The following is a 23,402-nucleotide window of genomic DNA, read 5'->3' as shown; positions in this document are numbered from 1 at the left end:
GCAGTCGGCGCGGGCCCTTCGCATGCCCGCGCAACGCGCGTCGAGCGGCCCCGGAGGCCGTCCGAATTCGTGACACCCGGTGTCTTTACGAGTGGCACAGGGTGCCACTACCTTGTTACCCACCGGTCGCGGCGCCGCGGCTCCCCACCTCGGCGCGCCGTCGTCCGGCGCTCCCACACCCCGGGAGCAGAGCCAGCAGGCCCGGTCCACCCCGGGCACCCAGCCTGACCCACCCACCACCCACCTCAGCGAAGCCGGTGTCCGCTCCCGGCTCCCCCAGACGCCCTGTGCCCCTCACACAGGTACGCCTTCGGAGGCAGCCATGCAGGAAATCCTCGACGCGATCCTCAGCACCGACAGCACGTCGGCGGACTTCGCGGCGCTCAAGCTCCCCGAGTCCTACCGGGCGGTGACGCTCCACAAGGACGAGGAGCAGATGTTCGCCGGCCTCGACAGCCGCGACAAGGACCCCCGCAAGTCCCTTCACCTCGACGACATCGCCCTGCCCGAACTGGGCCCGGGCGAGGCCCTGGTCGCCGTCATGGCCAGCTCGGTGAACTACAACACCGTGTGGAGCTCGATCTTCGAGCCGGTCTCCACCTTCGGCTTCCTGGAGCGCTACGGCCGGCTGTCGCCGCTCACCAAGCGCCACGACCTGCCGTACCACGTCCTCGGCTCCGACCTCGCCGGCGTGGTGCTGCGCACCGGCGCCGGGGTCAACGCCTGGAAGCCCGGCGACGAGGTCGTCGCGCACTGCCTCTCGGTCGAGTTGGAGTCCCCCGAGGGCCACAACGACACGATGATGGACCCGGAGCAGCGCATCTGGGGCTTCGAGACCAACTTCGGCGGCCTGGCCCAGCTGGCCCTGGTGAAGACCAACCAGTTGCTGCCCAAGCCGAGGCACCTCAGCTGGGAGGAGGCCGCCTCCCCCGGCCTGGTCAACTCCACCGCCTACCGCCAGCTGGTCTCGCGCAACGGCGCCGGCATGAAGCAGGGCGACAACGTGCTGATCTGGGGCGCCAGCGGCGGCCTCGGCTCGTACGCCACCCAGTACGCCCTGGCCGGCGGCGCCACCCCGATCTGCGTGGTCTCCAGCGACCAGAAGGCCGAGATCTGCCGCGCCATGGGCGCCGAGGCGATCATCGACCGCTCGGCGGAGGGCTACCGGTTCTGGAAGGACGAGAACAACCAGGACCCGCGCGAGTGGAAGCGCCTGGGCTCGAAGATCCGCGAGTTCACCGGTGGCGAGGACGTGGACATCGTCTTCGAGCACCCGGGCCGGGAGACCTTCGGCGCCTCGGTGTACGTCACCCGCAAGGGCGGCACCATCGTCACCTGCGCCTCCACCTCCGGCTACATGCACCAGTACGACAACCGGTACCTGTGGATGTCGCTCAAGCGGATCGTCGGCTCGCACTTCGCCAACTACCGCGAGGCCTTCGAGGCCAACCGCCTGATCGCCAAGGGCAGGATCCACCCGACCCTGTCCAAGGTCTACTCCCTGGAGGAGACCGGCCAGGCCGCCCTGGACGTGCACCACAACAAGCACCAGGGCAAGGTCGGCGTGCTCTGCCTGGCGCCCGAGGAGGGCCTCGGCGTCACCGACCACGAGCTGCGGGAGAAGCACCTGCCCGCCATCAACCGCTTCCGCAACGTGTGAGACGGGTCCGATGACTGAGCCTCAGAAGCGCGACCGGCCCTGGCTGATGCGCACCTACGCCGGCCACTCCACCGCGAGCGACTCCAACGCGCTCTACCGGCGGAACCTGGCGAAGGGCCAGACCGGCCTGTCCGTCGCCTTCGACCTGCCGACCCAGACCGGCTACGACTCCGACCACGTCCTCGCCCGCGGCGAGGTCGGCCGGGTCGGCGTCCCGGTGGGCCACGTCGGCGACATGCGCACCCTGTTCGACGGCATCCCGCTCGAACGGACCAACACGTCCATGACGATCAACGCCACCGCGATGTGGCTGCTGGCGCTCTACCAGGTGGTCGCCGAGGAGCAGGGCGCGGACGTCGCCAAGCTCACCGGCACCACCCAGAACGACATCGTCAAGGAGTACCTGTCGCGCGGGACGCACGTCTTCCCGCCCGGCCCGTCGGTGCGGCTGATCACCGACATGATCGCCTACACGGTCGGCAGCATCCCCAAGTGGAACCCGATCAACATCTGCAGCTACCACCTGCAGGAGGCCGGGGCGACGCCCGTCCAGGAGATCGCCTACGCGATGTGCACCGCCATCTCGGTGCTCGACGCCGTGCGCGACTCCGGCCAGGTGCCGGCCGAGCGGATGGGCGAGGTGGTCGCCCGGATCTCCTTCTTCGTCAACGCCGGCGTGCGCTTCGTCGAGGAGATGTGCAAGATGCGCGCCTTCGCCCGGCTGTGGGAGAAGGTCACCCTGGAGCGCTACGGCGTCACCGACCCCAAGCAGCGCCGCTTCCGGTACGGCGTCCAGGTCAACTCGCTCGGCCTGACCGAGGCGCAGCCGGAGAACAACGTCCAGCGGATCGTCCTGGAGATGCTGGCCGTCACCCTCTCCAAGGACGCCCGCGCGCGGGCCGTCCAGCTGCCCGCCTGGAACGAGGCGCTCGGCCTGCCCAGGCCCTGGGACCAGCAGTGGTCGCTGCGCATCCAGCAGGTGCTGGCCTACGAGTCGGACCTGCTGGAGTACGGCGACATCTTCAACGGCTCCCAGGTGATCGAGGCCAAGACCGCCGAGCTGCTGGCCGGCGCCGAGGCCGAGATCGACAAGGTGCTGGAGATGGGCGGGGTGATCCCGGCCGTCGAGTCCGGCTACCTGAAGTCCAACCTGGTCGCCTCGCACGCCGCCCGCCGGGCCCGGATCGAGTCCGGCGAGGACCGGATCGTCGGCGTCAACTGCTTCGACACCACCGAGGAGAGCCCGCTCACGGCCGACCTCGACACCGCGATCATGGTGGTCGACCCGGCCTCCGAGCAGTCCGTGCTCGCCGCCCTGGAGGCCTGGCGCGCCGAGCGCGACGAGGCCGCCGCCCAGGAGGCGCTGGCCGGGCTCAAGGCCGTCGCCGCCACCGAGGCCAACCTGATGCCGGCCACCCTCGCCTGCGCCCGGGCCGGGGTCACCACCGGCGAGTGGGCCTTCGCCCTGCGCGAGGTCTTCGGCGAGTACCGCGCGCCCACCGGCGTCGGCGGCGCCCCCGTCGCGGTGGCCGCCGAGCCCGGCGGCGAGCTGGAGCAGGTCCGCGCCGCGGTCGCCGCCACCGCCGAGGAGCTGGGCGCCGGCAAGCTGCGCCTGCTGGTCGGCAAGCCCGGCCTGGACGGGCACTCCAACGGTGCCGAGCAGATCGCCGTCCGGGCCCGCGACGCCGGGTTCGAGGTGGTCTACCAGGGCATCCGGCTGACCCCGGAGCAGATCGTCTCCGCCGCCGTCGCGGAGGACGTGCACTGCGTGGGTCTGTCGATCCTCTCCGGCGCGCACGGCGAGCTGGTACCCGACGTCCTGAAGCGGCTGCGCCGCGCCGGGGTGGAGGATGTCCCGGTGATCGTGGGTGGCATCATCCCGGCAGCGGACGGCGAGGCCCTCAGGGCCGCGGGCGTCGCCGCCGTGTTCACCCCGAAGGACTTCGGGATCACGACCATCATCGGCCGGATCGTGGACGAGATCCGGCTGGCCAACAAGCTCCAGCCGTGGACGCCCGCACCGACCGCGGCCACGACTGACCAGCTGACCAGCTGACCACTGGGAAGGAACCGAAAGACCCTCATGACTGCTGTCAACCGCCTGCGCCCGCGCCGCTCCTGCCTCGCCGTACCGGGCAGCAACCCGCGCTTCCTGGAGAAGGCCCAGGGCCTCCCGGCCGACCAGGTCTTCCTGGACCTGGAGGACGCCTGCGCCCCGCTGGTCAAGGAGAGCGCGCGCCACAACATCGTCGACGCCCTCAACAACGGCGACTGGGGCGACAAGACCCGCGTCGTGCGCGTCAACGACTGGACCACCCACTGGACCTACCGCGACGTGATCACCGTGGTCGAGGGTGCCGGCCCCAACCTCGACTGCATCATGCTGCCCAAGGTGCAGGACGCCGAGCAGGTCAGGGCGCTCGACCTGCTGCTCACCCAGATCGAGAAGACCATGGGCTTCGAGGTCGGCAGGATCGGCATCGAGGCGCAGATCGAGAACGCCAAGGGCCTGATCAACGTCGACGCCATCGCCGAGGCCTCGCCCCGGCTGGAGACCATCATCTTCGGCCCCGCCGACTTCATGGCCTCCATCAACATGAAGTCGCTGGTGGTCGGCGAGCAGCCGCCCGGCTACGACGCCGACGCCTACCACTACATCCTGATGCGCATCCTGATGGCCGCCCGCGCCAACGACCTCCAGGCGATCGACGGCCCGTACCTCCAGATCCGCAACCAGGAGGGCTACCGCGAGGTCGCCCGCCGCTCGGCCGCGCTCGGCTTCGACGGCAAGTGGGTGCTCCACCCGGACCAGGTCGCCGCCGCGAACGAGATCTACTCGCCCTCGCAGGAGGACTACGACCACGCCGAGCTGATCCTCGACGCGTACGACTACTGCACCTCCGAGGCGGGCGGCGCCAAGGGCTCCGCGATGCTCGGCGACGAGATGATCGACGAGGCCAGCCGCAAGATGGCGCTGGTCGTCGCCGGCAAGGGCCGGGCCGCGGGCATGCAGCGCACCACCAAGTTCGAGATCCCGGAGGCGTGACCATGCAGTTCGGACGCACCTACGAGGAGTTCGAGGTCGGCGCGGTCTACAAGCACTGGCCCGGCAAGACGGTCACCGAGTACGACGACCACCTCTTCTGCCTGCTCACCATGAACCACCACCCGCTCCACATGGACACCAACTACGCGGAGAAGACGACCGACTTCGGCCGCAACGTCGTGGTGGGCAACTACGTCTACTCGCTGCTGCTCGGCATGTCCGTCCCGGACGTCTCCGGCAAGGCGATCGCCAACCTGGAGATCGAGTCGCTGCGCCACGTCGCGCCGACCTTCCACGGCGACACCGTCTACGGCGAGACCACCGTGCTCGACAAGTGGCCGTCCAAGTCCAAGGACGACCGCGGCATCGTGTACGTCGAGACCAAGGGGTACAAGCAGGACGGCACGGTCGTCTGCGTCTTCCGCCGCAAGGTGATGGTGCCGACCGCGACGTACACCCAGGAGCGCGGCGGCGAGCAGCCCGGCCGTCCCACCCCCCTCTCCTGACCCTCCCCTTCACCGGGCCCCTCTTATAGGGGCCCCTCTCCAGACCCCGGAGGGGAAGGCCGCCGTCATCGGCCGACCCCCACCCGGTCGGGGGCCCTGCTGCCGCAGCCACGCCGGCAGGGCCCCCGAAGAATCCCCCCCCCGCCACTTTCAGACTTCCGGAGCCGCACGATGGGACGCCTCGCACAGACCGACGGCCTCACCGAGATCCAGCGGGACATCCTCGCCACCGTGCGGGATTTCGTCGACAAGGAGATCATTCCGGTCGCGACCGAGCTGGAGCACAAGGACGAGTACCCGACCGCCATCGTGGAGGGCATGAAGCAGCTCGGCCTGTTCGGCCTCACCATCCCCGAGGAGTACGGCGGCCTCGGCGAGTCGCTGCTCACCTACGCCCTGGTGGTCGAGGAGATCGCCCGCGGCTGGATGTCCGTCTCCGGCATCGTGAACACCCACTTCATCGTGGCGCACATGATCAACGCCCACGGCACCCAGGAGCAGAAGGACCACTTCCTGCCCAGGATGGCGGCCGGCGAGATCCGCGGCGCCTTCTCGATGTCCGAGCCGGGCCTGGGCTCCGACGTTTCGGCCATCTCCACCAAGGGCGTCAAGGACGGAGAGTCCTACGTCCTCAACGGCCAGAAGATGTGGCTCACCAACGGCGGCACCTCCACCCTGGTCGCGGTCCTCTGCAAGACCGACGAGGGCGGCGACACCCCGTACAAGAACATGACCACCTTCCTGATCGAGAAGGAGGCCGGCTTCGGCCCGAACCCCCGGGTTCCCGGCCTGACCGTGCCCGGCAAGATCGAGAAGATGGGCTACAAGGGCGTCGACACCACCGAGCTGGTGCTCCAGGACGTCCGCGTCCCGGCCGACCGCGTCCTCGGCGGTGTGCCCGGCCGCGGCTTCTACCAGATGATGGACGGCGTCGAGGTCGGCCGCGTCAACGTCGCCGCCCGCGGCTGCGGCGTCGCCCGCCGCGCCTTCGAACTCGGCATCTCCTACGCCCAGCAGCGCTCCACCTTCGGCAAGAAGATCGCCGAGCACCAGGCGATCCAGTTCAAGCTCGCCGAGATGGCCACCAAGGTCGAGGCCGCCCACCAGATGATGGTGATGGCCGCCCGCAAGAAGGACGGCGGCGAGCGCAACGACCTCGAGGCCGGCATGGCCAAGTACCTCGCCTCCGAGTACTGCAAGGAGGTCGTCGAGGACGCCTTCCGCATCCACGGCGGCTACGGCTTCTCCAAGGAGTACGAGATCGAGCGCCTCTACCGCGAGGCCCCGATGCTGCTCATCGGTGAAGGTACTGCGGAGATCCAGAAGATGATCGTCGGGCGCCGGCTCCTGGAGGAGTACCGGATCGCCGACTGATCCCCGGGCCGCCCGCCGACCGAACACGTCGCCGGGCGGCCCCCTCGAACCGCCGGTCGACGGGCGTGCGGGCCCGTCCCGGCGGAGCGCCGTGCCCCGTCACGGGCCCGGGCCTGGTCCGCCCCGGTCCGGCACGGCCCTCCGGAAGCGGCCGCAGGGCGTACAGCTGCAAGGACGCGCCCTGCGGCCGCTTCCGCACACCCGCTTCCGGCCGCTACGGCCGTTTCCCCCGCCGGGTTCCGTCGGCGCACCCGTTGAGACAAGAGTCACCAGCCCTGTCCGGTCCCTTGGGAACCGGACCGGGTCGAGCTACGGTCGTAGGAGTGGACGCGCACACGCGCCGCCACCGGACACATGAACGAGCAGGCGGGTTGCCCACCCACCGTGTGCTCCCGATAGCATCCACCGGGACAGCAAGCCGTCCCTCTATTACCGATCCCGCGGTGGCCCCCGTCCAGCGGCCATGATCCCCCGCGACAAAGGTCTTCGATGCCCATCAGCCCGTCCCCTCACACCTCCGTCACGGACCGCGATGCCCTCGCAGCCCCGACGGCCGGTCGGCGACCCCGCGTGACCATCGCGCGCGGAGCCACCCCCTGGTTCGTCCCCACCCTCGCCACGGCCGCCGTGACCACCGCCCTCACCCGGCGCAGCGGCAAGTGGGCCCTGGCGGCGGTTCCCGCCTGCGCGCTCGGCGCCGGCATGCTGTGGTTCTTCCGCGACCCCGAGCGTGAGATCGGCACGGGCAGAGTGATCTCCCCCGCCGACGGCGTGGTGCAGAGCATCGACGCCTGGCCGGACGGCCGCACCCGGGTCGCGATCTTCATGAGCCCGCTGAACGTCCACGTCAACCGCGCGCCCCTGCCGGGCACGGTGACGTCGGTCGAGCACGTCGCGGGCGGCTTCGTCCCCGCGTTCAACAAGGACAGCGACCAGAACGAGCGGGTCGTCTGGCACTTCGACACCGAACTCGGCGACATCGAGATGGTCCAGATCGCGGGGGCCGTGGCCCGCCGCATCGTGCCGTACGTCGACGCCGGAACCAAGGTCGAGCAGGGCGACCGGATCGGTCTGATCCGGTTCGGCTCCCGGGTCGACACCTACCTGCCGGCCGGCGTCGAGGTCGGCGTCGAGGTCGGCCAGAAGACCACAGCCGGGGTGACGCGCCTTGACCGTGACTGAACCTGAGACAATCGTCGGCCTGGACGACGAGGAGACGGCCCTGCGCCGCCGCCGCTGGGCGCGCGACCGCGAGCTGCGCGCCCCGCGCTCTCCCCAACACCTGTCCACCGCCGACTTCCTGACCCTGGGGAACGCCGTCTGCGGCTTCCTGGCGATCTACTCGATCACCACCGGGGTCCTGGTCCCGCACATCACCAACCCGGACGCGGCGCCGGACCGGCACAGCGCCGCCACGGCGGTCACGCTGCTGCTGATCGGCTCGATGTGCGACCTCTTCGACGGCCTGGTGGCGCGCAAGCTGCGCTCCTCCGCCCTCGGAGCGGAACTGGACAACCTGGCGGACCTGATCAGCTTCGGCATCGCGCCGGCCTACTTCGTCGCGGTCTGGGGCATGGTCTCCCAGGGCTCCAACAGCAAGCTGTCCGCGCTCATCGCCATCACGGTGCTGCTCGCGGTGGTCCTGCGGCTGGCCCGCTTCTCGGCCGTCAAGATGCGGCCGGGGGTGTTCCAGGGCATGCCCTGCCCGATGGGCGCGATGACGGTGATCGCCATCGTGCTGCTCGACCCGCCGTTCCTGCCCGGTCTGCTCGCCATCTTCGGCGCCGCGTACCTGATGGTCAGCCGGATCGAGTACCCCAAGCCGCAGGGGCTGCTGGCCACCGCCACGCTCTGCTGGATCGTGGTCTCCATCGGCTGCCTGGCCGCCTGGGCCACCGGTCTGCCCGGTGGCGACAGGCTGATGCACGTCGGCGCGTTCGCCCAGATCACGCTCGCCGCGATGGCGCCGCTGCTGGTCATCCGCCGGAAGGTGGGCCAGAAGGTCGGCGACGTCCGCGCCCGGCGGGCGGAGTCGCGGATCGGCTGATCCCCGAAGCCGTCGCACGGCGAAGGGCCCGGAACCTGGTGGTTCCGGGCCCTTTCCCGTGCGTCGTCGCGGTCGGGCGCCGCGGCCGCGGACTCAGGCGCCGCCGGTGTGCACGCTGAACGCCGAGCGGCGGGCCGCCCGGGCCACGGCCGGGTCCGGGTGCACGCCGGAGACCGCCGTCAGCACCGAGGCCGCCCGCGGGTGGCCGGACTGCCGGGCCCGGGCGAACAGCCGGACCGGGTCGCCCGCCGAGGCGCCCTCGACGTGGCCCACCAGCAGCTCGGTCTCGCCGTGGTCGAGCACCGCGGCCGCGGTGTCCACCCAGAGCCAGGCCGCGTCCTCCGCGCCCAGCACGTCCGCCGGGGAGACCCCCTCGTCCGCGCGCTCCGCCAGCCAGAGCAGCGCGTAGGGGCGCAGCACCGGCTCGTCCACGGCGGCGCGCACCGCCTGCTCGGCCGGACCGCCGGCCACCCGCAGCGCCTCGAAGGCCAGCCCGCGCACCAGCGCGTCGTCGCCCTGGGCGGCGTCCAGCAGCTCGCCCACCGCCCGGTCCGCGGGCCGGGCCGCGACCCAGGCCCGGAACTCGGCGCGGGCCGGGCCCGGCGAGTAGTCCGCACAGGCGTTCAGCAGCTCGAAGGCGCTCTGCTCGATGTGCCCGGCCGCGGTCTGCGCGACCGTGCAGATCTCCTCCAGCTTCGCCCGCACCGCCCAGTGGCCGAGCGGAGACAGCTCCGCGGCGTCGTTCCTGCGCTCCAGGGCGCCGACGGCCGCCAGACCGTCCAGCATCCAGTCCAGGACGGCGGCCACGTCGGAGGGCGCGGCCGGGGTGTCGATCTGCGGCGCGCGGCAGGTGCCCCGGACGGCAGAGACCGCCGAGGCCGCGTGCGGCACCGGCGACAGGCCCGGCCCGCCGAGGCCCGTACCGACCCGGCGCTCGTCCAGGCCGCGGCGCAGCAGCTCCAGCAGCTCGCTCTCGGCGACCGGGCCGTCCACCAGGTGGAGGAAGGAGAGCAGCTGCGGGGCCTGGTCCACGGCCTGCCCGGCCAGGACGGCGAACACGCCGCGCAGCGCGGCGGGCGGCACCGGGGCGAGCAGGGTCCAGGCGTCGAACAGCGCCGACCAGCCACGCACCACGGCCTCGTCGTCGTGCTCCCAGGCGTGCAGGCGCCAGCCGGGGCCGGCTCCGCCGTCGCGGGGCTCCACCAGGCCCACCAGCAGCGCCCGTCCCCAGGCCTTGGTGGCCGCGCCGACCGTCATGGCCAGCGCCCGGCCCGCCGCGCGGGCGTCCTCCGGGAGCAGCTCGCCGCGCTTGTCGACCTCGGCCAGCTCCCCGGCCCAACGGGCGACCCGGACGGCGTCCACCAGCATCCGGCGGGCCAGCGGCGCCAGCTCGGCGGGTGCCGGGAAGCCCTCCGGCACGGGAACCCTGCCGCGCCCGGGAGCCGGAGCGGGCCCTCGTCGCCGGGGTACTCCGTTACGGGGGACACCCGCCCCGCCCGGCCTGCCACCGGCGGGCCGTTGGGCCGTTCCGGGGAGACGGGTCACCGTCGCACCGGTACCGATCGTCGGCGGGAGCGGGGCATCACGGTCGCGCGGGTTCCGAGACGTCACGTCGAGCAGTCTTCCCCTTGCACCGGCCTTCTGTCACATCCGGTTGTCCGTACGACCGGGCGACCGGTGGCGGCACCTCCGCAAGATCGGGCAACAACGGCATACCGCCTGGCCGGAAACGTGTGACCTGGCCATGCCACTCGTCACCCCCCGGTTGCCGGGAATGCTCGCCCGGTCACCCTGCGTACGGGTGGGGGGTAACGAGTCGGGGCCCATTGTTGCCCCCGACCGCGGGGTGGTTTTCGCCGCGGGGGATCCGCGCCGCCCGTGCTCGGCGGGCCTGTCCAGCCCGATTCCGGACGGATGGCGGGCGGGGCGGGGGAAGCGCACCGCACGAGAAGTCGGCCGGGCCGACTTCTCGTGCACGCCGGGCGGAACGGGAGAAAGCGCCATTCGCGGACCGGGGGGAAGCGCGGCGGGAAACCGTCGTGACCCGGCCGAAAACGCGGCGCGCGCGAGGGGGGGCTCCCGGGCTACAGCAGCGGCGTGAGCCAGCGGCGGAGGAGTTCCGTGTAGCGGTCCGGGGCGGTGTTCCAGAGGGTGGCGTGGTCGGCGCCGGGGAAGGGCTGGAGGCTGACCACGTCGCGGCGGGCCGCGGCCAGCTTCTCGACGGTGCCGAAGGGGGCGATCCGGTCCTCCGGGCTGTGCAGGACGAGGGTGGGCACCCGCAGGTCGGTGCCCTCGGCGAGACGGGCGGAGTCCGCGAGGTCGACGCCGGTGCGGCCCTCGGCGGCGAGGGCGCCAAGCTCTGCGGCGACGCCCCGGAAACCGGCCCGGGCGGCGTCCCGGCGGGCGGAGGCCGGGAGGTCGAGCACCGGCGAGTCGAGGATCAGGCCCCGGACGGCGTGCGACCAGACGGAGCGGGCCGCGGTCTGCAGGACCATGGTCGCGCCGAGGGACCAGCCGTACAGGACCACCTTGCCCGCGCCGCTGTCGAGCGCCAGCCGTACCGCCGACTCGACGTCGCGCCACTCGGTCTCGCCGAAGTGGCTGAGCCCGTCCGGGGAGTCGGGGGCGCCCCGGTCGCCGCGGTAGGTGACGGCGAGGGCGGGCAGGCCGAGCCGGTCGAGCACGGGGAGCACCGGGAGGGTCTGCTGGCGGTCGGCCCCGGGGCCGTGCACCAGGATCACCCAGGTGCCGCGCTTGCCGTGGAGCCGCCAGGCGGGCAGCGCGCCGAGCTCGCCGTCGGCGACGGTGTCGGCGAAAGCCAGGCCGAGCGCCTCGGAGGGGTCGCCGAGGTGGACCCGGGGGGTGAAGCGGACCTCGGTCCCGGGGGCGAGGGTGCCCCGGTCGGCGCGGACCAGCCGGCGGGTGACGCCCCGTTCGTCGCCGTGCAGGACCTCCTCGACCACCGCGTGCCCGCCGTCCGCCCACTCGACCGCCCAGCGGCCGGGGCGCAGGCTCGCGGGGCCGCGGGTGAAGGTGACCCGGCCGGGGGCGAGGCCGCGGACCACCACCGGCGCCGACTCCTGGACGGCGGGCGCCGGACGGACCATCCGCTCGGAGGCCCGACGGCCGATCACCAGCACGGCGGCCCCGGCCGCGGTGGCCCCGACCGCGGCGGCCGCCACGACGGCGGCGGTTCCCCAACGCATATCGCTCCCCGCTCTGTTGCTCTCGGACCGGACGGTGTTCGAGCACCAGTTCACCGGCGCCCCGCCCGGACGGCCACCCGGACGGCCACCCGGATGGGCCGTCCGGGTCGCCCGGGCGGCGGGCGGGCGGCGGGCGGGCGGGCCCGAGGAGGGGACGGTCGGGAGGGCGACCGCCCGGGCCGGTGCCGCTGCCGGCGCCTGCCGGTGCCGGGCGATCCCACGGGGTGTCAGCGGGCCGGCGTGTGACCAACCCCTCCGTGACCTCGGTTGACTCCCGGTTCGGGCCCGTGATGGGATCCTGGGGCCAAACGGAGGCATGGAGAGGAAGCCGGTGGAAGTCCGGCGCGGTCCCGCCACTGTCACCGGGGAGCACGCTCGGAACATCGCCACGGCGGGCCGTCGACGGCCGCTGGAAGGCTCCGGGAGTGCGTTCGACCCGGAAGCCAGGAGACTCTCGCCCCCGTCACGTCGATCCAGGGCGCGGACCCTGAGTGAGGACACGCACGCGATGCAGGCTGCCCCGCCCGGCCGGACTCCGAGCTGCCTTCCGCCGTGCGGCCGATGACCCCGCCCACCGCCTCCCCCGCTCCGCGCCCGCTGACCCGCGCCGCCGCGTTCGCGCTCGGCGCCGCCGCGGGCTACGCCGCCGACACCCGCTTCGCCGACCCCCGCCGGGGCCACCCGGTGGCCGTCTTCGGCAGCGCCGCGATCCGGCTGGAGCGCAGGGTGTGGCGCGACGGCCGCGCCGCCGGGGCCGGGTACACGGCGCTGTGCGTGGGCGCGGTCGCGGCGGGCGCGCTCGCCCTGGACCGTACGGTGGGCCGGCGCCCGCTGGGCCGGGCCGCGCTGGCGGCGGCCGCGACCTGGACCGTGCTCGGCGGCACCTCGCTGACCCGGGAGGCGCGCACCATCGGCCGCTCGCTCGCCGCGGGCGACCTCGCGGCCGCCCGGGAGCGGCTGCCGCACCTGTGCGGGCGGGACCCGAGCGCGCTGGACGGGCAGCAGATCGCCCGGGCCGTGGTCGAGTCGGTGGCCGAGAACACCGCCGACGCCGTGGTGAACGCGCTGGCCTGGGGCACCCTGGCCGGCACCCCCGGACTGCTGGCCTTCCGCGCCGTGAACACCCTGGACGCCATGGTGGGCCACCGCTCGCCGCGCTACGCCCGGTTCGGCTGGGCCTCGGCCCGGCTGGACGACCTGGCGGGCTGGCCCGGCGCCCGGCTGACGGCACTGTTGACGGTGGCCGCCGCGCCCGAACCCCGGACCGCCTGGCGGATCTGGCGGCGCGACGGCTCCGCGCACCCGAGCCCGAACGCGGGCCAGGCCGAGGCGGCGTTCGCCGGCGCGGTGGGCGTGCGGCTGGGCGGGACGCTGCGGTACGGCGAGCAGGTGGAGGACCGGCCGGTGCTGGGCGCGGAGCTGCGCCCGGTCACGGTGGACGACATCGAACGGGCCTGCGCGCTCTCCCGGCGGGTGGGCGCACTGGCACTGGGTACGACGGTCGCGGGGCACGTCCTGCTGCGGACGCTGATGAAGAAGAGGGGGCGGGCATGACGAACGCGCTGCTGGTCGCGGGGACGACCTCGGACGCGGGCAAGAGCGTGGTGACGGCCGGGATCTGCCGTTGGCTCGCCCGCCAGGGCGTGCGGGTCGCGCCGTTCAAGGCGCAGAACATGTCGCTCAACTCCTTCGTCACCGCCGACGGCGCCGAGATCGGCCGCGCCCAGGCGATGCAGGCGCAGGCCGCCCGGGTGGAGCCGGAGGCGGCGATGAACCCGGTGCTGCTCAAGCCCGGCGCGGACGGCCGCAGCCAGGTGGTGCTGCTCGGCCGGCCGGTGGCCGAGGTGGGCGCGCTGGACTACCGCGAGCGCAAGCCCGTCCTGCTGGAGCGCGCCCTGGAGTGCCTGGCCGACCTGCGCAGCCGCTACGACGTGGTGGTCTGCGAGGGCGCGGGCTCGCCGGCCGAGATCAACCTGCGCGACCGCGACATCGCCAACATGGGCCTGGCCACGGCCGCCGCCCTGCCGGTGGTGGTGGTCGGGGACATCGACCGCGGCGGGGTCTTCGCCGCGATGTACGGGACGCTGGCGCTGCTGTCGGCGGAGGACCAGCGGCACGTGGCGGGCTGGTTCGTCAACAAGTTCCGCGGCGACTCGCGGCTGCTGGCGCCCGGGCTGGAGATGCTGCACGAGCTGACCGGACGTCCGGTGCTGGGCACCCTGCCGATGCTGCCCGGGCTCTGGCTGGACGCCGAGGACTCGCTGGACCTGTCCACCGTGGTCGACCGGACGGACGGGCCCGGACCGCTCGGCGCGGACGTGCTGCGGGTGGCCGTGGTGCGCTTCCCCCGGCTGTCCAACTTCACCGACCTGGACGCGCTCGCGCAGGAGCCGGGCGTGCTGGTCCGCTGGGCGACCAGGCCGGAGGAGCTGGCCGACGCCGACCTGGTGGTGCTGCCCGGCACCCGGGCCACCGTCGCGGACCTCGCCTGGCTGCGCGAGCGCGGCCTGGAGCCGGCCCTGAAGGCACGGGCGGCGGCCGGACTGCCGGTCCTCGGGGTCTGCGGCGGCTACCAGATGCTGGCGCACTCCATCGTGGACGAGGTCGAGTCGAAGGCGGGCGCCGTCGACGGGCTCGGCCTGCTGCCGACCCGGGTGCGGTTCGGCGCCGAGAAGGTGCTGGCGCGGCCGGTCGGCGAGGCGTACGGGCAGCGGGTCGAGGGCTACGAGATCCACCACGGGGTGGTGGCGGTCGAGGGCGGCACCCCGTTCCTGGACGGCTGCCGGGTGGGCGCGGTCCGGGGCACGACCTGGCACGGCGCGCTGGAGAACGACGGGTTCCGCCGTGAACTCCTGCGCGAGGTCGCCGAGTCGTCCGGCCGGGCGTTCGTCCCGGCGCCGGACACCTCCTTCGCCGCGGCGCGCGAGGCCCGGCTGGACCGGCTGGGCGACCTGATCGAGGAACACGCGGACACCGACGCGCTGTGGAAGCTGATCGAGGGCGGGGTGCCGGCGGCCGGATCGCTGCCGTTCCTGCCGCCCGGGGCCCCTGGGAGTGACGCATGACCGACGTCCGCTATCCGTTCACCGCGATCGTCGGCATGGCCGACCTGCGGCTCGGGCTACTGCTGAACGCGGTCTCCCCGGCCGTGGGCGGCGTGCTGGTGCGCGGCGAGAAGGGCACCGCGAAGTCGACCATGGTGCGCGCGCTGGCCGGCCTGCTGCCGTCCATCGCCACCGTGGACGGCTGCCGCTTCGCCTGCGACCCGGGCGCGCCCGACCCGCAGTGCCCGGACGGGCCGCACGTCTCCCCGTCCGCCTCCGAACGGCCTTCCCAGCTGGTCGAGTTGCCGGTCGGCGTGGCCGAGGACCGGATCGTCGGCTCGCTCGACCTGGAGCGGGCGCTGGCCGAGGGCGTCAAGGCCTACGAGCCCGGACTGCTCGCCAGGGCCCACCGCGGCGTGCTCTACATCGACGAGGTGAACCTGCTCCAGGACCACGTGGTGGACCTGCTGCTGGACGCCGCCGCGATGGGCCGCTCCTACGTCGAGCGCGAGGGCGTGTCGGTGCGGCACGCGGCCCGCTTCCTGCTGGTCGGCACGATGAACCCGGAGGAGGGCGAGCTGCGGCCGCAGCTGCTCGACCGGTTCGGCCTGACCGTCGAGATCGCCGCCACCCGGGACCCGGCCGAGCGCGCCGAGGTGGTCCGCCGACGGCTCGCGTACGACACCGACCCGGCCGGCTTCGCCGCGCGGTTCGCCGAGGAGGAGCGGGCGCTCGCCGAACGCATCACCGCGGCGCGGGAGTTGCTGCCCCAGGTCGAGCTGACCGACGTGGCGCTGCGTCAGATCACGGCCGTCTGCGCCGCGTTTGAGGTGGACGGGCTGCGCGCGGACATCGTGATGGCCCGCACCGCCGTCGCGCTGGCCGCCTGGGACGGGCGCACCGAGGTGCTGGAGGAGGACGTCCGCAAGGCCGCCCGGCTGGCGCTGCCGCACCGGCGCCGCCGCAATCCCTTCGACGCGCCCGGGCTGGACGAGGAGCAGCTGGACCGGACGCTGGAGGAGCACGCGCAGCAGGACGAACCGGAGCCCGACGGCGACGGGCCCGGGCCTGACGGGGACGGTCCCGGCGGCGGTCCGGAGGACGGCGGGCCTGACGGGGACGGTCCCGACGGCGGTGGCCCCGACGGCGGTGGCGCCCCCGAGCCGTCCGGCCCCGAAGGCGGTCTCGACGGCCGCGAGGGCCCGGACGGCCCGGAGGCCGCCGAGGAGCCCGCGCAGCCGCCCGTACCGGCCCAACAGCCCTCCCCCGCGCGGGAGTCGGCGCCGGTCGCGGCCGGGGACCCGTACCGGACCCAGTTGTTCACCGTCAAGGGCACCGGGCACGGCGCCCAGGGCCGCCGCTCCCCCGCCGAGACCACCGGCGGGCACACCATCCGCGCCCGCCGCCCGCAGGGCGCGCTCGGCCGGCTGCACCTGACCGCCACCCTCCAGGCCGCCGCGCCCCACCAGGCGGCGCGCGGGCGCACCGGGCGGGCCCTGGTCCTGAAGAAGGACGACTTCCGCGAACAGGTGCGCCAGGGACGGGAGTCCAACCTGGTGCTGTTCGTGGTGGACGCCTCCGGCTCGATGGCCGCCCGGCAGCGGATGACCGCCGTCAAGGGCGCGGTGCTGTCGCTGCTGATGGACGCCTACCAGCGCCGCGACAAGATCGGCATGATCACCTTCCGGGGCGCCGGCGCCGAGCTGGCGCTGCCGCCCACCTCCTCGGTGGAGGTCGGCGCGGCCCGGCTGGAGTCGCTGCCCACCGGCGGGCGGACCCCGCTGGCCGCCGGCCTGCTGCGCGCGCACGAGGTGCTCCGGGTGGAGCGGCTGCGCGACCCGAGCCGGCGCCCGCTGCTGGTCGTGGTGACCGACGGCCGGGCCACCGGCGGGCAGGACGCGCTCGCCCGGTCGCGCCGCGCGGCCGCGCTGTTCGCGGCGCAGGGCACCGCGAGCGTGGTGCTGGACTGCGAGTCCGGCCCGGTCCGCCTGGGCCTGGCCCGTACCCTGGCCGGGCTGCTCGGCGGCACCGCCGTCAGCCTGGACGAGCTGCGCGCCGAGGGCGTGGCCTCGCTCGTCCGCGAGAACCGCACCGGGAACCGTGGTGCCACTTCGACTGCTTCGATGCGAAAGGCGGCCTGAGCCGACATGCCCAAGGGTGTCCCCGAGAGCGTCCCCGAAGACGGCCTGACGACCCGCCAGCGCCGTACGCTGCCGATCACCGCCGTGCACACCGGCCCCGGCAAGGGCAAGTCCACGGCCGCGTTCGGCATGGCGCTGCGGGCCTGGAACCAGGGCTGGTCGGTCGGGGTGTTCCAGTTCGTGAAGTCCGCCAAGTGGAAGGTCGGCGAGGAGAACGCGCTGCGCGTGCTCGGCGCCTCCGGCGAGGGCGGCACCGTCGACTGGCACAAGATGGGCTCCGGCTGGTCCTGGATCCAGCGCTCCGCCGAGCAGGAGATGTCCAGCGAGGAGGCGGCCAAGGAGGGCTGGGAGCAGGTCAAGCGGGACCTCGCGGCCGAGACCTACCGCTTCTACGTGCTGGACGAGTTCACCTACCCGATGCACTGGGGGTGGATCGACCCGGAGGAGGTGGTGGCCGTGCTCGCGGACCGCCCGGGAAGCCAGCACGTCGTCATCACCGGCCGGTACGCCCCCGACGCGCTGACCGGCTTCGCCGACCTGGTCACCGAGATGACCAAGGTCAAGCACCCCATGGACGCCGGCCGCAAGGGCCAGCGCGGCATCGAGTGGTAGACCGTTGAGCAGCATCCCCCGCCTCGTCGTCGCCGCGCCCTCCTCGGGCGCCGGCAAGACCACCGTCGCCACCGGCCTGATCGCGGCGCTCGCCGCGCGCGGGCTGGCGGTGTCGCCGCACAAGGTCGGCCCCGACTACATCGACCCGGGCTACCACGCGCTCGCCGCCGGGCGCCCGGGCCGCAACCTGGACGCCTTCCTGTGCGGGCCCGAGCGGATCGCGCCGCTGTTCCTGCACGGCGCGGCCGGGGCGGACGTCGCGGTGGTCGAGGGGGTCATGGGCCTGTTCGACGGCGCCTCCGGGCGCGGGGAGCTGGCGTCCACGGCACACGTCTCCAAGCTGCTGCGGGCGCCGGTGGTGCTGGTGGTGGACGGCTCCTCGCAGTCCCGCTCGGTGGCCGCGCTGGTGCACGGCTTCGCCTCCTGGGACCCGCAGGTGCGGCTCGCCGGGGTGATCCTCAACCGGGTCGCCTCCGACCGGCACGAGCAACTGCTGCGCGAGGCCCTGGAGGAGGGCTCCGGCGTCCCGGTGCTGGGCGCGCTGCGCCGCTCCGCGGCGGTCGCCACTCCGTCGCGCCACCTCGGGCTGATCCCGGCGGTGGAGCGCTCGGCGGAGGCCCTCAAGGCGGTCGCCGACATGGGCGAACTGGTGGCCTCCTCGGTCGACCTGGACGCCGTGCTGGAACTCGCCCGGTCCGCCCCGGAGTTGGACGCCGAGCCGTGGGACCCGTCGGCCGAGGCCACCCCGGTGGCCGGTCGGCCGCGGATCGCGGTCGCGGGCGGCCCGGCCTTCTCCTTCTCGTACGCCGAGAACGCCGAACTGCTCGGCGCGGCGGGCGCGGAGGTGGTCCCGTTCGACCCTCTGCACGCCTCGGCACTGCCCGAGGGGGCGGCCGGCCTGGTCATCGGCGGCGGCTTCCCCGAGCTGTACGTGCGCGAGCTGAGCGGCAACGCCCCGCTGCGCGCCGCCATCGCCGGGTTCGCCGCCGCGGGCGGGCCGATCGCCGCCGAGTGCGCCGGACTGCTCTACCTGGGGCGGGAGTTGGACGGTCTGCCGATGTGCGGCGTGCTGCCCACCGACGCCCGGATGACCGAACGGCTCACCCTCGGCTACCGGGAGGCGGTCGCCCTGCACGACTCCCCGCTGGCCCCGGCCGGCACCAGGCTGCGCGGCCACGAGTTCCACCGCACGGTCTGCGAGCCCGGCGCGGGCGAACTCCCCGCCTGGGGCTGGCGCCTGCCGACCGGCCCCCGCACGGAGGGCTTCGCGGGCGGCAACGTGCACGCCTCGTACCTGCACCTGCACTGGGCGGGCGCACCGGCGCTGGCGTCCTCCTTCGCGGCCGCGGCGGCGGACTTCGCGGCGCGGGACCTCGCGGCGGGGCCGGGCGGGGCCGCGTAGTTCGGCGGCCGGGGCTCGGGGTCGGGGGCGCTGCGAGCCGGCGGTGGCCGCGCGGGTGACGGCCGCGCGGTAGACGGCCGGGCGGTAGGCGGCCGGGACGGGGGCGGCGGGCTACCGCCGGTCGAGCAGCGCGGCCAGGTAGCGCGCCACCTCGTCGCGCAGTTCCTCCGGCGCCGGGATGTTGCAGTGCCCGCTGCCCGCCGTCGCGTTGAACAGCACCCCGTCGCACCAGCGGATCAGACGGCGGGCGTCCGCCGTCGGTTCGGCCGAACCGCACTGCGCGAGCAGCGCCGCGGCGATGTCGGCGAAGCGCCCGCCCAAGCGGTCGTAGACCACCCGCAGTTCGGGCCGCCGGGTGGCCTCCAGGGCGAGTTCCAGCCGCGCCACGGTGAGCCGGCGGCCGCTGGTGAGCGCCCGGTGCAGCAGATCGGCGCCGACCCGGACCAGGAGGTCCCGCGCGGCGGCGGGGGTGGGCGGGGCCGCCGCGGGGGGCTCGGCGATGAGGTCCGGGTGGTCCTCGGTCTCCCGCTCGGCGATCCGGGTCAGCGCGAGTTCGAGCAGGGCGGCCCTGGTCCGGGCGAGGTTGGAGGTCGAGCCGGCGGGCAGGCCCGCCTCCTCGTCCACCGCGCGGTGGGTCAGCCCGCGCAGGCCGCGCTCGGCGATCAGGGCGATGGCGGCGTCGGCGATCAGGATCGGGCGCGGGGGTGTCATGGGTCCGATCATGGCCCTTCTCCTCGGGCGAGCCAATTCACTACAGCAGCAGTGCCCCGCGAACTACATCTGTAGTACGGTGCTGGCAGACGGACACTACGGATGTAGTGCGAGGAGAGGAGCCCACCCATGGGCAGCCCGCGGGACAGGCATCAGGCGATCGTCATCGGCGGCGGCATCGGCGGGCTCGCCGCCGCCCTCGCCCTCCACCGGCAGGGCTTCCCCGTGCGCGTCCACGAGCGCGCCGACTCCCTCGAACCCGTCGGCGCCGGGCTCGCCCTGGCCCCCAACGCCCTGCGCTCCCTCGACCGGCTCGGCGTCGGCGGGCGCCTGCGCGCCCTGGCCACCCCGCACCCCGCCATCGGCCTGCGCCACCCCTCCGGCCGCTGGCTCGCCCGCACCAGCACCTCGGCGTTCGAGGCCTGCTTCGGCGACACCATCGCCGCCGTGGCCCGCGCCGACGTCATCAACGCCCTGGTCGACGCGCTCCCGGCGGGCACCGTCCGCACCGGATCGCCCGCCACCCTCGTCGCCCCGGGCGACGCCACCGGGCCCGCCGTCGTCCGCACCGCCGACGGGGAGGAGAGCGCCGACCTGGTGGTCGCCGCCGACGGCATCCGCTCCGCGGCCCGCGGCCTGCTCTTCCCCGGGCATCCCGGCCCCCGCTACAGCGGCTTCACCACCTGGCGCACCATCGTCGCCCCCGACCGCCACCCGGCGGCCGTCGGCGAGGTGTGGGGCCGCGGGCGGCTCGCCGGGATCGTCCCGCTCGCCGACGGCCGGGTCTACCTCTACGGCGCCGCCCTCGCCCCGGCCGGCGAGCGCGCCGCCGACGGCGACGAGCGGGCCGAACTGCTGCGCCGGTACGGCGACTGGTGCGCCCCCGTGCCGCAACTGCTCGCCCTGGCCGAGCCCGAGCGCGTCCTGCGCCACGACGTCTGGGACCTCGCCGACCCGCTGCCCGCCCACCACCACGGGCGGGTCGCCCTGCTCGGCGACGCCGCCCACGCGATGTGCCCCTTCCTGGGCCAGGGCGCCTGCCAGGCCATCGAGGACGCCCTCGTCCTCGCCTCCATGCTCACCCCCGGCGCCGACCCGGCCGCCGCCCTGCCCGACTACACCGCCGCCCGGCTCCCCCGCACCACCGCCGTCGTCGCCGGCTCCCGCCGCATCGGCGACCTCGTCGCCCTCCGCTCCCCCGCCGCCACCGCCCTGCGCACCACCGCCCTCACCCTCGCCGGCCTCCTCCCCGCCCGCGCCCTGCTGAGCCGCTCCGCCCCGACGTACGACTGGCAGCCGCCGGCCCTGCGCGGAGCACGGTGAGCGGAGCACCCCACCGCCGAACGGGATCGACGCCGGGCACCGCTACCGAGGCCTGACCGGCACCCGGCCGGGTGCGACGACCGACCGCCGACGGGTGGCGACGGGGACGTCGTCGCCACGGCCAGGGCTCACGGCTCGACCACCTCGCCGTGATCGTCGCCGGGGAGGGGTGCGGTGAGCTCGGCCGTCAGGTCCGGGTCCGCGAGGACTCTGGCGGTGGCCCGCCACTCGGCTGTCACCCGGTGCAGACCGGCGTGCACGTCCAGCTCGACGACGTCACGCGTCGCGTCGACGAGGTCGACGACGAACTCGCGGACCTCCTCGGCCGACAGGTGATTGGTCCAGGGGAAGACGGCGGGAAGGGCCGGCAGCACGGCCCGCGCGCCCTCGTCGCTGCCGATCAGCGCGGCGAACAGACGCGCGGTGACGTCCGCCGTCTCCTCGCGCTGACGGTCGTGGCGCTCGGTGGTGAGGTACAGGTCCTCACCGTCCCGCCGCGTGACGCGCACGCGCCGGGCCCGCTCCACGGTGTCCGCGACACGCTTGGAGTTCTTCGACAGCTCGGAGAACGACACGGGGGGTCGGCATGGCCAGAAGGTAGTTCGGAACTTCTTCCGAGGTCAATGCCGATCGGGCCCCCGGCCCCGGGCGGTCCGCTCGCCCCGCGACGGGCCGCGCCGCCCGTCAGCGCAGCCGCAGGCGGAGGGCGCCCCCGGTGTCGAGGCCGAGACCGGCGGCCCAGGCCAGGGCGTCGGCCATCGGGGCCGCACGGTCCGCGAGGCGCACGGCGGCGAGGCCGGCCGGGATCCGGTCGGCCGCCGAGAGCCGCGCCCACTGCCGGCCGTCGAGCGCGAGGTAGCGCAGCTCGGGGAGGTCCGCCAGGACGGTCAGGTCGCGGACGGCGGCGCCGGAGAGGTCCAGGGCGCGCAGGTTCGGCACCGTCCGCAGCGCGGCGAGGTCGAGCGGCACCGCGTCACCGTCCGCGGGTGTCGCCAACTCCAGTGCCCGGAGCTCGCGGTGGCCCGCCAGCGGGGTCAGGTCGCCGCCCGCCAGGGTGACCCGCAGGGACTCCACGGGCAGCTCGCGCAGCGGCGTCAGGTCCGCCGTGACGGAGCGGTTGAGGTGCAGCCGCCGCAGCAGGGGCGCGGCGGCGAGGGGCGAGAGGTCGACCGACCCGGCCGCGTCGTTGACGTGCAGCGCCTGGAGCTGCGGCGGGACGGGGTCCGGGACGGCGCCGATGACCTCCCGCCGGACGGACGCCCGGTCGGTGCCGGACGCCTCCTCCCGGAAGGCCTCGCCGGTCAGCCCGATCCAGTCCTCGTCGACCTCGTACGCGCCCGCCGCCAGCTGGTCCGAGTACCGGCGGAAGAGGGCCGTGACGGACTCGGCGACGTACTGCGGCCCCTCGTCGTGGTCGCGGCCGATCCGGATCACCTGGCCGGGCCGGCCGTCGCGGGCCGGAGCGAGGTCGACGGCGAGGTAGTTGCCGTCCCCGCCGGTGGCGAACGGCAGCCAGGCCGGGTGGGCGCCGCAGCGGCGCACCGTCTGGGGCGGGTCGGCGTCGAGGACCACCGCGTTCCAGCCCAGGCTCCAGCCGAACCAGTCGGGAGCGCTCACGCGCTCGTGGACGGCGGCCGCGCCGGCCAGCGACAGCCAGCCGTAGCCGCCGACGAGGTGGCCGTGCCGGCCGTCGACCCGGTCGCCGTCGGCGATCCGGTAGAGGGCCCGCAGATCGGCGGGCAGGGCGTGGCCGAGGCGGCGTTCGACGGCCTCGATCCCGGCGTCGGAGGCGGCCGGCGGCAGCTGGTCCGGACGGCCGAGGACGGCGGCGCGGCGCTCCAGGTACGTGCGGAAGTGCGCGACGGCGAGGGCCGGGTCGCCGGCCGGGGCGGCGGTACCGGGCTCCTGGTCCGCGCCGGGGACCGGCAGCCGGTAGCCGTCGTCCAGGACGGCGAGGAAGCCGTCGCCCGACGAGCGCAGGCTGTCGAGGGAGTCGTCGAACGCGGTCAGTTCGTGCTCCCCGGACGGGCGGCAGCGCAGCTCCAGCGACATCCGCTGCCAGCCGCGGGCCCGCCGGACGCCTTCGGACAGCTGGTACAGCTCCCCGAAGGGCGCCTGCACCGGTGTGCCGCGGCCGGCCGCGCCGGGCACGACGTGGTCACCGGAGTACGAGAGCCCGCCCGGCCCCGCCGAGACGGCGAGCACGGCCTCCGTCCAGCCCTCGGGCGCCGCGGCGGCGATGCCCTCGGCGATCCGCCGCGCCACGCCGGCCATCGGCTCCTCGACCTGCCCGGTGCCCTCGATCACTGCCCCGCCCCCTCGTGCTCCGT

General features: G+C 74.5%; 18 protein-coding genes and 1 riboswitch. Of the genes, 13 read left to right on the top strand and 5 right to left on the bottom strand.

All coding sequences use genetic code 11. The features are described 5' to 3' along the window. The first annotated feature begins 322 nt into the window (after positions 1 to 322). The 7 genes from ccrA to ACFY0X_RS27450 all read left to right on the top strand — a co-directional run bounded on the left by ccrA (position 323) and on the right by ACFY0X_RS27450 (position 8,633). The gene (ccrA, locus tag ACFY0X_RS27480; RefSeq protein WP_387758441.1) at positions 323 to 1,660 is read left to right on the top strand and encodes a crotonyl-CoA carboxylase/reductase; all 1,338 of its coding nucleotides are present in this window, start codon (positions 323 to 325) and stop codon (positions 1,658 to 1,660) included. Positions 1,661 to 1,670: 10 nt separating this feature from the next. After that, positions 1,671 to 3,716: a protein meaA gene (locus ACFY0X_RS27475; RefSeq protein WP_387758440.1), complete on the top strand. Its 2,046-nt coding sequence runs from the start codon at positions 1,671 to 1,673 to the stop codon at positions 3,714 to 3,716. A gap of 27 nt (positions 3,717 to 3,743) precedes the next feature. Then, complete coding sequence (locus tag ACFY0X_RS27470) at positions 3,744 to 4,706, top strand: HpcH/HpaI aldolase/citrate lyase family protein (protein ID WP_387758438.1); 963 nt, start codon at positions 3,744 to 3,746, stop codon at positions 4,704 to 4,706. A 2-nt stretch (positions 4,707 to 4,708) separates the two neighbouring features. After that, positions 4,709 to 5,212, top strand: coding sequence for a MaoC family dehydratase (locus ACFY0X_RS27465; protein ID WP_387758436.1), 504 nt, complete (start codon positions 4,709 to 4,711; stop codon positions 5,210 to 5,212). A gap of 171 nt (positions 5,213 to 5,383) precedes the next feature. Then, complete coding sequence (locus ACFY0X_RS27460) at positions 5,384 to 6,586, top strand: acyl-CoA dehydrogenase family protein (protein ID WP_387758434.1); 1,203 nt, start codon at positions 5,384 to 5,386, stop codon at positions 6,584 to 6,586. A gap of 489 nt (positions 6,587 to 7,075) precedes the next feature. Continuing rightward, positions 7,076 to 7,768: a phosphatidylserine decarboxylase gene (locus ACFY0X_RS27455; protein ID WP_049655656.1), complete on the top strand. Its 693-nt coding sequence runs from the start codon at positions 7,076 to 7,078 to the stop codon at positions 7,766 to 7,768. After that, positions 7,755 to 8,633 carry a CDP-alcohol phosphatidyltransferase family protein gene (locus ACFY0X_RS27450; protein WP_387758432.1) on the top strand — a complete coding sequence of 293 codons (879 nt, stop codon included), beginning with the start codon at positions 7,755 to 7,757 and terminating at the stop codon, positions 8,631 to 8,633. Before ACFY0X_RS27455 ends, ACFY0X_RS27450 begins: the two co-directional genes overlap by 14 nt. A 93-nt stretch (positions 8,634 to 8,726) precedes the next feature. Here ACFY0X_RS27450 and ACFY0X_RS27445 read toward each other — a convergent pair whose 3' ends face one another. Beyond that, positions 8,727 to 10,052 carry a hypothetical protein gene (locus tag ACFY0X_RS27445; RefSeq protein ID WP_387758430.1) on the bottom strand — a complete coding sequence of 442 codons (1,326 nt, stop codon included), beginning with the start codon at positions 10,050 to 10,052 and terminating at the stop codon, positions 8,727 to 8,729. Between the two features lie 665 nt (positions 10,053 to 10,717). Beyond that, the gene (locus tag ACFY0X_RS27440; RefSeq protein WP_387758429.1) at positions 10,718 to 11,839 is read right to left on the bottom strand and encodes an alpha/beta hydrolase family protein; all 1,122 of its coding nucleotides are present in this window, start codon (positions 11,837 to 11,839) and stop codon (positions 10,718 to 10,720) included. Between the two features lie 320 nt (positions 11,840 to 12,159). Further along, positions 12,160 to 12,293, top strand: a riboswitch (cobalamin riboswitch). A 107-nt stretch (positions 12,294 to 12,400) separates the two neighbouring features. Between ACFY0X_RS27440 and ACFY0X_RS27435 the strand changes: the two genes are divergently transcribed. Genes ACFY0X_RS27435 through ACFY0X_RS27415 form a run of 5 tightly spaced genes read left to right on the top strand, consistent with a single transcriptional unit; the run spans position 12,401 to position 19,038 of the window. After that, positions 12,401 to 13,393, top strand: a complete 993-nt coding sequence (locus ACFY0X_RS27435; RefSeq protein WP_387758428.1) for a cobalamin biosynthesis protein — start codon at positions 12,401 to 12,403, stop codon at positions 13,391 to 13,393. Then, the gene (locus ACFY0X_RS27430; RefSeq protein WP_387758426.1) at positions 13,390 to 14,904 is read left to right on the top strand and encodes a cobyric acid synthase; all 1,515 of its coding nucleotides are present in this window, start codon (positions 13,390 to 13,392) and stop codon (positions 14,902 to 14,904) included. Before ACFY0X_RS27435 ends, ACFY0X_RS27430 begins: the two co-directional genes overlap by 4 nt. Then, positions 14,901 to 17,024 (top strand): putative cobaltochelatase, encoded by a 2,124-nt coding sequence (locus tag ACFY0X_RS27425; RefSeq protein ID WP_387758424.1) that lies wholly within the window; start codon positions 14,901 to 14,903, stop codon positions 17,022 to 17,024. The genes ACFY0X_RS27430 and ACFY0X_RS27425 overlap by 4 nt, the downstream gene beginning before the upstream one ends. 6 nt (positions 17,025 to 17,030) lie before the next feature. After that, entirely contained in the window at positions 17,031 to 17,636 is a 606-nt protein-coding gene (gene cobO / locus ACFY0X_RS27420) for a cob(I)yrinic acid a,c-diamide adenosyltransferase (protein ID WP_387758422.1), read from the top strand. Between the two features lie 4 nt (positions 17,637 to 17,640). Further along, a complete protein-coding gene (locus ACFY0X_RS27415; RefSeq protein WP_387758420.1) occupies positions 17,641 to 19,038 on the top strand; it encodes a cobyrinate a,c-diamide synthase in 1,398 nt (465 codons plus the stop codon). Positions 19,039 to 19,149: 111 nt separating this feature from the next. Here the strand turns inward: ACFY0X_RS27415 and ACFY0X_RS27410 are convergent, their stop codons facing one another. Continuing rightward, a complete protein-coding gene (locus tag ACFY0X_RS27410) occupies positions 19,150 to 19,761 on the bottom strand; it encodes a TetR/AcrR family transcriptional regulator (protein WP_387758419.1) in 612 nt (203 codons plus the stop codon). Between the two features lie 117 nt (positions 19,762 to 19,878). On the opposite strand from ACFY0X_RS27410, the gene ACFY0X_RS27405 reads away from it, so the two are divergent. Further along, positions 19,879 to 21,072: an FAD-dependent monooxygenase gene (locus tag ACFY0X_RS27405; RefSeq protein WP_387758417.1), complete on the top strand. Its 1,194-nt coding sequence runs from the start codon at positions 19,879 to 19,881 to the stop codon at positions 21,070 to 21,072. Positions 21,073 to 21,200: 128 nt separating this feature from the next. Here the strand turns inward: ACFY0X_RS27405 and ACFY0X_RS27400 are convergent, their stop codons facing one another. Both ACFY0X_RS27400 and ACFY0X_RS27395 read right to left on the bottom strand, forming a co-directional pair. Next, on the bottom strand, positions 21,201 to 21,647 hold the full coding sequence (locus ACFY0X_RS27400; protein WP_387758416.1) for a prevent-host-death family protein: 447 nt from the start codon (positions 21,645 to 21,647) through the stop codon (positions 21,201 to 21,203). A 109-nt stretch (positions 21,648 to 21,756) separates the two neighbouring features. After that, complete coding sequence (locus ACFY0X_RS27395) at positions 21,757 to 23,379, bottom strand: SMI1/KNR4 family protein (RefSeq protein ID WP_387758414.1); 1,623 nt, start codon at positions 23,377 to 23,379, stop codon at positions 21,757 to 21,759. Positions 23,380 to 23,402: the final 23 nt, after the last annotated feature.

This window comes from Kitasatospora sp. NPDC001547, assembly GCF_042894165.1.
Taxonomy (GTDB): domain Bacteria; phylum Actinomycetota; class Actinomycetes; order Streptomycetales; family Streptomycetaceae; genus Kitasatospora.
Note: the sequence above shows the minus strand (reverse complement) of the source record. Positions and strands in the feature narration are given on the sequence as shown.